At 63.7% G+C, this 8,296-nt stretch carries 13 protein-coding genes and 2 pseudogenes; 13 read left to right on the top strand and 2 right to left on the bottom strand.

All coding sequences use genetic code 11. The features are described 5' to 3' along the window. Positions 1 to 255: 255 nt before the first annotated feature. From IEW22_RS19220 to IEW22_RS19200, 5 genes are all read left to right on the top strand, one after another. Positions 256 to 774, top strand: a complete 519-nt coding sequence (locus tag IEW22_RS19220; RefSeq protein ID WP_188588919.1) for a hypothetical protein — start codon at positions 256 to 258, stop codon at positions 772 to 774. A 34-nt stretch (positions 775 to 808) separates the two neighbouring features. Beyond that, positions 809 to 1,291 carry a hypothetical protein gene (locus IEW22_RS19215; protein ID WP_188588918.1) on the top strand — a complete coding sequence of 161 codons (483 nt, stop codon included), beginning with the start codon at positions 809 to 811 and terminating at the stop codon, positions 1,289 to 1,291. 76 nt (positions 1,292 to 1,367) lie between these two features. Further along, a complete protein-coding gene (locus IEW22_RS19210; RefSeq protein WP_188588916.1) occupies positions 1,368 to 1,535 on the top strand; it encodes a hypothetical protein in 168 nt (55 codons plus the stop codon). 137 nt (positions 1,536 to 1,672) lie between these two features. Beyond that, entirely contained in the window at positions 1,673 to 2,239 is a 567-nt protein-coding gene (locus tag IEW22_RS19205; protein ID WP_188588914.1) for a PAS domain S-box protein, read from the top strand. A 66-nt stretch (positions 2,240 to 2,305) separates the two neighbouring features. Then, the gene (locus IEW22_RS19200) at positions 2,306 to 2,506 is read left to right on the top strand and encodes a hypothetical protein (RefSeq protein WP_188588912.1); all 201 of its coding nucleotides are present in this window, start codon (positions 2,306 to 2,308) and stop codon (positions 2,504 to 2,506) included. Positions 2,507 to 2,847: 341 nt separating this feature from the next. Here IEW22_RS19200 and IEW22_RS19195 read toward each other — a convergent pair whose 3' ends face one another. Further along, on the bottom strand, positions 2,848 to 3,381 hold the full coding sequence (locus IEW22_RS19195; protein WP_268235505.1) for a suppressor of fused domain protein: 534 nt from the start codon (positions 3,379 to 3,381) through the stop codon (positions 2,848 to 2,850). Positions 3,382 to 3,622: 241 nt separating this feature from the next. Between IEW22_RS19195 and IEW22_RS19190 the strand changes: the two genes are divergently transcribed. From IEW22_RS19190 to IEW22_RS19160, 8 genes and pseudogenes are all read left to right on the top strand, one after another. Then, the gene (locus tag IEW22_RS19190) at positions 3,623 to 3,919 is read left to right on the top strand and encodes a hypothetical protein (protein ID WP_188588910.1); all 297 of its coding nucleotides are present in this window, start codon (positions 3,623 to 3,625) and stop codon (positions 3,917 to 3,919) included. Positions 3,920 to 4,809: 890 nt separating this feature from the next. Beyond that, a pseudogene (locus IEW22_RS20430) lies at positions 4,810 to 4,860 on the top strand (hypothetical protein); the annotation flags it as partial. A gap of 109 nt (positions 4,861 to 4,969) precedes the next feature. Beyond that, a complete protein-coding gene (locus tag IEW22_RS20305) occupies positions 4,970 to 5,632 on the top strand; it encodes an alpha/beta hydrolase (RefSeq protein ID WP_268235504.1) in 663 nt (220 codons plus the stop codon). Positions 5,633 to 5,673: 41 nt separating this feature from the next. Then, a complete protein-coding gene (locus IEW22_RS19180) occupies positions 5,674 to 6,237 on the top strand; it encodes an LppA family lipoprotein (protein ID WP_229742913.1) in 564 nt (187 codons plus the stop codon). Positions 6,238 to 6,269: 32 nt separating this feature from the next. After that, positions 6,270 to 6,644: a YbaB/EbfC family nucleoid-associated protein gene (locus tag IEW22_RS19175; RefSeq protein WP_188588906.1), complete on the top strand. Its 375-nt coding sequence runs from the start codon at positions 6,270 to 6,272 to the stop codon at positions 6,642 to 6,644. A 43-nt stretch (positions 6,645 to 6,687) separates the two neighbouring features. Continuing rightward, complete coding sequence (locus tag IEW22_RS19170; RefSeq protein ID WP_188588904.1) at positions 6,688 to 6,903, top strand: hypothetical protein; 216 nt, start codon at positions 6,688 to 6,690, stop codon at positions 6,901 to 6,903. A 10-nt stretch (positions 6,904 to 6,913) separates the two neighbouring features. Then, positions 6,914 to 7,159 (top strand): annotated as a pseudogene (locus IEW22_RS20635) (ankyrin repeat domain-containing protein); the annotation flags it as partial. A 173-nt stretch (positions 7,160 to 7,332) separates the two neighbouring features. Continuing rightward, positions 7,333 to 7,743, top strand: coding sequence for a YbaB/EbfC family nucleoid-associated protein (locus IEW22_RS19160; protein WP_188588902.1), 411 nt, complete (start codon positions 7,333 to 7,335; stop codon positions 7,741 to 7,743). A 61-nt stretch (positions 7,744 to 7,804) separates the two neighbouring features. On the opposite strand, the gene IEW22_RS20425 is transcribed toward IEW22_RS19160, so the two are convergent. Beyond that, positions 7,805 to 7,933: a hypothetical protein gene (locus tag IEW22_RS20425; RefSeq protein WP_268235503.1), complete on the bottom strand. Its 129-nt coding sequence runs from the start codon at positions 7,931 to 7,933 to the stop codon at positions 7,805 to 7,807. Positions 7,934 to 8,296 lie beyond the last annotated feature (363 nt).

Here is an 8,296-nt window from a genome sequence, read left to right as displayed (position 1 = left end):
CTACACCTCCAGCGACACCGCCCATCACCCCGCGATCTTGCTCACCCCTACATCTTGTGGTCGCAAGAACCTGTTCCACGCACCGTCAATCAGGAAGAGGCAGTATCAGCTGCACTCGGCGTCGGGTATCGAAACCGGCAAAGCCCGAGCTCATGGACCTGGCGGACGGACATTCGAGTCCGGGCCACTCCTCGACGGGGACGACTTACGGGGTGCGAAATGACACGAGCGCTGCCGCGTGCGCGCGGAAGACGATTGACGATTTCCCTCGGTGCGGCCTGCGTGCTCGCACTCGCGATCGGGGGATGTGGCTCCGACGACCACGGCGGTGCGACCGCCAACGCGGGCAGCGTTGGGCAGGCTCCGACCCCTGATCCTCGGGAGTTGATGCACACCCTCGAGGTGCTGTTCAGCACGGACGGGACGGTCGGTGCACACGCGGACGTGGTGGTCGACGGACTCGCTCTGCGTGATCAGGTCGCGGCGTTGCCGTACATGCTGCGCGACAACCCGGTGCGGATCGAGATGGGCCAACCGAAGACCTACACCGACACCGCTTCGGCATACGTGAACGTGCACTGGGTCAACCGCTGCGATCCGTTCGTGATGTGTGAGGGCAAATATCCACCCGATCGGCTCGCGCGCCCGTCGGGCAGTGATCCGACCAAGCAGACCGTGTACTGGCGCTACGACAACGGCAAGTGGCGCATCGACCGGGACTCGTTCTGCGCGTTGGCCGACATCGGACGGGTGCAATGCCCGTCGCAGAACTGATCGTGTATCCGCAAAACGTGAAGGGGGACAACAGATGTTGGGATCATTGATCACCCTGATGATCCTGTTCGGGATCAGCGGGCTAGTGGTGTGGGCACTCGTCAAGGCAAGCACCAACAACTCCAACAGCACGACGTCCACGACGGTGTGGACCCCACAGCAGACTTACCAGCCGGAGCCCGAGCAGCGGGTGTACGGCGCACCGACCCACATGCGTCCACCGTCTCCGGGATTCGGGCAGTCCGATGCTGAGCGTGCCGCCGCACAGCGGAAGGCCGAACGGGCACAGCAGCGCAAAGCCTTCGCCGCCAGTGTCGCCGTCGGTGCGTGGGAGTTGAACAAGCAACGCAAACAGGTTCGCCACGAACGGGACCGACGCTGGCACCAGCGTGAGCGTGCTCGTCAGGCCGCGCGGGAGCGGGAGGACGCCCGCACCATCCAGAAGGCGCAGATCGACTACATCAACCACCTCAAGCGCACCGGCCAATACAAGAAGGGCGGCTGGTGGCAGGGCTGACCCACTCGTCGCCGCACCGTGTGGCGACACCTCACGAAGGAGAACAAGAGATGATGATGATCACCGACGAGGCCATGTGGCGAACACGCTGTTCCGGGCGTACGGCGACATCAGCCCCGCCGCGAGAGCCGAACACCAGCAACACCTCACGAGACTGTGCGCCGAGCAGGCCGACATACTCGCCGCGCTCGATGACTGGCTGTCTGCGGGTGGCGCTCTGCCACACGACTGGCAAGACGCCTGACGTGACCACATGGACGGGTCCGGCATTTCGGACTCGCGCCGATGAACCGCAGCGATGCCTGCGGCACCGCGATACCGTGGCGGCAGAGCCGGGGAGGGCTCTGAAATGCACGCGAGGCGACGCAGAGGGGGAAACTCGTGAACGCAGACGACGACGCATCAGTGCCCGTGTGGCAGGTGGACAACTCCCAGTACGAACAGCTCTTGCATCATCTGACGTTGCCGGTCGCGGTCAACACAGTCGATGGTGACCTGCGTGCGGTGAACCCGGCATTCACCGCGCTGCTCGGCTATACCGACGCCGATGCCATCGGAATGACAGTCCGACAGATCGTGCATCCCCATTCGCACCCAGCAGTCGGGGCTGCGGTGCAACGACTGGCTTCCGGTGATGTACGGGCCCAGTCCGGCATCAGGAAACTCGTCCGCAAGAACGGCACCGTGATGTGGGCGCAGGTGCACCTGACGACCTTTACGCACAATGGCGAGTTGATGACGATGGCGTTCGTCGAGGACTGGAGCGAACGGCACTGGAACAACCCAGCAGCGGTAGCCGCACTTGCCGATGCCGACACCGCTGCGACTGGGGAATTCGATGACAACTCTGTCGACGAACCGCCCGACGAACTGGCCGGTCTCGCAGGGGTGGCCGTGCAGAGATATCCCGCAAGCACAGGTGGCGGCTGGGCGCTGCGCAGCGTCTGAGTCTTGCGCGACCGACGTGTGGTGTGCGCGATGGATCGGTGTGGAACTACGGGAGAGGACTTGGATATGGCTGACGAGTACGGCAAATGGATTCGTGAACCGCGAACTGCTGACTGTCCCACCTGCAATTCGGACAGCATGGGTGTCCGGCGTCTCGACAAGGAAGCAATCGAGTTACGGCGCTGCGACGAAGGCCATGAGTTCGAAGCCCAGGCTTACGTCACCTCGTCGCAGTCGGACGCCACCCGCTTCGACGGAGCAGTCTGAGTTGGTCTGCCAGCAGGCATGACGATCCGCCGGCTCAGTTCACACCGGCACGCCGATCCAGCGCCGCGATGCACTCGATGCGCCGGATTCCCGCAGTCCGCGCCATGGGAATTCGCCCAGTGATCAGATGTGCGCGTTCGATACGGGTGTAGTGCCGTACCGCCCACTGGAGTTGTGGGTTCGACAAGTCCTCGACTGGTGTCATGGATCGATCGTTCGCCACAGACCGGTGCGCCACAAGACCCCTTCGCGACCTTGTGGATAACTCTTCGCATCAAGGCGCGGCGGGGTGGCGAGCCATCCCCTCGCTCGGCGACTGGCAATACGACAAGGACGCTCCGCTACGCGACCGCCGAGGGCCTATTGATGTCGAGGATGTCGACCTGATTGGCCTGAAGGAGCTCCGTGAGTTTCTCTGGACTGTGGACCCGTGCGTACTCCATCTCGGTGTCGTCGATCGGTACAAGCTGCAAGAAGGCGGTCACGCGATCCTGCTCGTCCACAGTTGTCTGCTCGCCCCACAGAAATGGTGTCGTCACCAGCATGTGCTTCATCGCGACAGTGGGATCGTTGACCGAGATCGCATCAGGCATCACGAAGTCGGGCTTGACCTGGATTCTGCCGGTCGCAACGTTGAACGCACAGGTCGACACCACCTTGTCCATGGCCGTGAAGTTCGACTGGCACACCGTCAGGAACTCGACGCGCAATTCGCGGTCGTCTGCCGCCGTGAGGTTGGTGTCGAAGCGAGCCATGTCCAGGGTGCCGTAGGTCGTGACGCCCGATCGCGGACGGTCGGCGCTGGCAAGATGTTGACGTACTCGGACTCGTCGTTGTTGCCGAACTTCGTCGCGGACGGTTTTCCCCCGACGAATCCCAGCACTCTCGCCGCGGTCTGTCGTCCGCCCATCAGTCTGGCCTCCTGCCTTCGGTGAATGTCGTACTTCGCCGGGTGTGATCAGTGCACTCGTGATCGAGTGCCGGTACCACTCGATTGCAACTTATCGGCGTAGTCGCCGCTGGTCAGCCACCTGGCTCGGTAGCTGCGTGATAGCGTGCCAGCGTCGGACGCGCGGTTTCGCCGACCCGCGCCACGCATGAGCAGGGGGACTAATCATGGGCGAACTGCTGCAAGCTGACCTCGCGGCGCTTCGGGCGCTGGGTGCCAGTCTGACGAACACGGCCGGTGCGATCAGGGGAATCACTGTCACCGCCACGGTCACGATGCCGGGATCACCTGTCGCCGCCGCGTCCGAGCAGGGCACGACGGCGACGACCGAGGCCTACAATCGCATCGGTGCCGACATCGACGAGATGTCGGCGGCGTGCACTGCCAATGCGGCGAGCTACGAGGAAGTCGACCAGGCATTTCGGTCACGGTTGCAGTCGTACGAGAGTGGTCTGGCGCAATGACCACCGTCTCCCACGTCCGGAGCTGCCAGCCGAGTTCGATGATCGACTACGCCGCCGCACTCCAGGCGTCTAACAGCACGTTCACCGATCAGGTGCATCAGATGGACCGCGCCGTCGATACCGCGATGGGGAAGTGGCAGGGCGATGCTGCCGCTGCCGCGTCGGCGCGCGGCTTGTCGGAGAAACTTGCCGCATCCCACATAGATACGGCGGTGGTCGCGATCGCCGAGGCGCACGCCTCCCGTGGCGCGGGGTTGAACGGCATGCGTACCGCGCTGTTGGCGATCGTGGATCAGGAAGCGCCCGGCGCGGGTATGTCTGTCGCCGACGACGGAACCGTGACCGCCCCGAAGGTTCCCGGCGGCGACGGCAATGTGCTGGCGATGCTCATGCAGATCCAGCTCGACGGCCAGGCGAAAGCTATGGAGGCCCGGATCAAGGCCCTGCTCACTCAGTTCGGTGACGGCGAGAACCAAGCCGCACAAGCCATTCAAGCCGCACAGGCACAGCTCGAAGCGGTCGAGAACTCGTCCGGGTCCGCCACAGTCAGTGCGGCTGTGCAAGACATCGTCAGCGGCAAGTCGCAATTGCCGACCGACCCCAAGCAGTTGCACGAAATGTGGTCGAAGCTCTCGCCCGCCGACAAGGATGCGCTGTTCGCCCACGACAACTACATCGGCAACCGGGACGGCATGCCGGTCAGCGACCGCGACCACTACAACCGGATCAAGCTGGGCGACGAACTTGCCCGTGCGCAGGCCGGCGACCCTGCGGTGGCCGGCCGGATCGACGACCTGAAGGCGGTGAAGGACACCATCGGCAAGGACCCGAACCGGATGCTGATGTTGCTCGACACCCAATCGGGCACGCAGACTCATGCGGCGGTGGCCGTGGGCAATCCTGATACCGCCAATCACGTTGCCGTCACCACACCGGGGCTGAACACGACGGTCGGTGGTGCGATGAAGGACATGACCGATGAGGGTGCGTTGATGAAATACACGTCCGAGGCTCAGCTCGACAAGACCCCGGGGCTTAAGGGTGAGAAGGGTGTCGACGGTTTCGTGGATCGGGTACGACGCGCCGCAGTTGGATCGCGACGCGATTGTCTCGGCGAAGAGTCTGGAAGGTGGAATCAAGGTGTCCGAGCCGTGGAACGCCCAAGCTGCGGCACCGCACCTGGCCAGCTTCTACGAGGGCATCGACGCCTCGCACGACGGCGGCGACCCGCATCTGACCGCGGTGGGGCACTCGTACGGGTCGTTCACGACGGGGCTCGCACTACAACAGACCCTGGAGGGCGTTGTCGACGACACGATCGTCTACGGCTCACCCGGGCTGGGCACCGGGCACGACCTCGTCTACAACCCGCTCGACAAGCTGCACATCCAACCCGGCCACGCTTACGAGATGACCGCGCACAACGATCCCGTCGCGCACATGAACCGCTTCGGCTGGAGCCCGGGCTACATGTCCGAATTCACCCACCTCGACACCGATGCGACTGCGACGCCCGACGGAGTGCAGCGCGAGGGTGCGACCGGTCACAGCGAGTACCCGAGAGCCGGTGACAACGGCGAACTGCGGACGTCGGGGTACAACACGTCAGTCGTGATCGCCGGGCTCGGCAACGAACCAGGAAAACTGGTCACCGGCGACTCCGCGATCAAGACAGGTGGCATCGACATCCTCAGTGGGCTGGCGGGACGCTGATGGGTAAGACACGATCGGCCGGAACATATTCGCGGCGGCGGATGGCGACCATCACCGCTGCCGTCGCGCTGACGTTGACAGGATGTGGATCAGACGTGCTCGACGACCCCTACGAACAGCCCGGCGAATCGGACACTGCCAAGGCCGCTGCCACGCTGGCGAGCCTGCCGTCGCTGGAAGACACCGAAGCGCAGGTCAAGAACGCAGTGGATCAACTCTCTCAATACATCAGCACCATGGTGCCGGGAGCGAGATGGGAGCAGACGGGTGATCGGATGGGGAGCGGGTGTCTTCGGCCCTACAACGGCACCGACGGCGACCTGGTCTATCTGCCGCGGTACGTCGCGGAAACTCAAATCCCCGACAATGTTTGGCCCCAGGTCTTCGAGCGAGCGAAAGAACTCGCGGCGACGCTGGGCGCTACCGGGGTGGAACGCTTCCACGACGAGCCCGGTAACCACGACGTCCGGTTCTACAGCAAAGAAGGCACCACGATCCACCTCGCTGCGGGAGGCAACACCGTCCTCGCCAGCATCACCGGATGTCGCCTGACACAAGCGAAGATGACCGCGCCGCCGCCGCCGCCGTCGACGCCGCATCCCTGAGTCCGAACCGCCGAAACGAGGTGTGGTCGAACGTGTCATCGCCCAACAGTCAATTCGACGAGCTCGGCCTGAAAGTGCAACGCGCACAGTACGAGGTCGACAAGATTCGTGGCACCGCCACGGTCGGCGGGATCACGGTCGAGGTCGATGCCAAGAACCGGCTCGTGGCGGTCGATCACCCTGACGCCGAGTCGATCCTCGCGGCCTACGAGGCGGCGCTTCGCGACAAGCAACCCAAGGTGGACGAAGCGATGCGCGACGTGCTGAGCGACCCTCACGCTCAGGCAGTCTCGACATTTCTGGAAACCAACGACTCCGGCGAGGAAGCCCGCCGTCGGCGTATCGCCAAGACCGACGAACGCTACTTCGAGAAGTTTCGCCAAGACCCACTCGGGCGGAACCGCTAAGCGCCGCTGACAGCGTGGCCCATTATCCATATGGCGCAGGGCTGTGGTCGACCTGTTGCAACGCCACTCCTTCGACGATGCGGTTCCGGTGATCGGGTACATGCGTGAGCACGGAGCGGATGTCACCACGAAGACGGTGCAGGGCTATTTCGGACCCTCCAGTCCGCTGGACGCTATGCGAGACCTGCGCGACACCGGCAAGGCCGCGATCCGGCGATGTTCGATGACCTCCCGTGAACTGAGCCCGAAAAGCCTGTAGGAGAGGACCGATGACAGAACGTGACAGCTTCGGGCGCTACCCGATCCACCATGCCGCCGTGCACGGAACGATCGAGGATGTGCGTCGAGAGATCGAAGGAGGCGCTGACGTGACTGTCGCCGACTACGAGGGAGCGACGCCGCTGGACTTCGCATCACACCGTGGCCGCGTCGACATCATCACCGCATTCGTCGAAGCCGGTGCCGATGTCAATGTCGGCGACGACAAGGGTCGTACGCCGCTCTATTGGGCTATATCCGCCGATCACGCGCTCGAGGTCATGCGCTGCTGCGCAGTCGAGGAGCCGATCCCACGGCCAAGATGTAGAAGAGCTACTTCGGGCCGCGCAGCGTCATCGACCTCGTGCAGCGAGCGGTACAGCACCAAGACAGCCACCTTGTGCCTGCCTTCGAAGACCTACTGTGAGTGTTGTCGACGAACTCGACGGCAGTCGCCGAATTCCAGCGAAAGTCCGCGCAGGCGCAAGCGGCGTTGGAGAAGGTCCGAGGACGCGGTACCGCCGGCAACGGCGCGACCAGCGCAATGGTCGATGCCGGTGGGCGCTTGCGCGACCTCACGTTCGCGCCGACCGCAGCCAAGTGGGGTGACCGCATTCCCGCGCTGGTGCTCAAGGCTTCCCGCGCCGCGGAACAGGACGCCATCGCTCAGGTGCAGAAGATCACCAAGCCGCTTACCGACGACCCGCGACTACGCCAAACGCTTGCCGAAACCAAGTCGCTGCTCAGTGCCGAGGAACCCGGCAAGCGAAGGCCAAGGCCGAAGGCCGAAGAGAGCGAGGACGCCTACTTCAGGAACTTCTCGCCGCACGACCCGAGGTGAGGCGAGACCGCAGCTGTCGACCGCGTACGTCTACTGCGCCAGCAGCCGAGCGCCAGTATCATCAGGATTTGCGTTCGGTGATGAGAACCGTCAGGGCGCTTGTCTGATGCCTCGCATGGATATGCACAAGAGGATCTTCGCCGACTTCGGTCAACACCGCATCGAGAACTTCGTTGTAGGACACGGCCACCGTGGCACCTGCTTTCTCAGTATCCAACCCCGAGGCGTACGTGCTGAGGTGGATACTCCCCGCAGCGCCTAGAAGGGTGACGACTACTCGCCGCACCCCGGCATCTGAAATGCCGGCGACCACCGGACCGAGGACCGCCGCAGGTGTGGTCGATCGAGGTAAGCAGTCGGAGAAGCTACATTGAAGAGACCCGCTTGCGACTTGCCACGACACGGAGTCCGACGTCTCGCCGTCCACCATAATCACTTGGGCGGGTAGGCGGGCCTGGTGCACGGATAGGTGACAGGGTTAGTCACGCGGCCTGAGGGGCCTCGTGGTTGATGATGGTCTCGAATTCAATGGGGGTCAATCTGCCGAGGCGGT

Origin of the sequence: Gordonia jinhuaensis, from assembly GCF_014639795.1 — a bacterium.
GTDB classification, from domain to species: Bacteria; Actinomycetota; Actinomycetes; order Mycobacteriales; family Mycobacteriaceae; genus Gordonia_B; species Gordonia_B jinhuaensis.
This window is presented reverse-complemented; position numbering and strand designations above follow the sequence as displayed.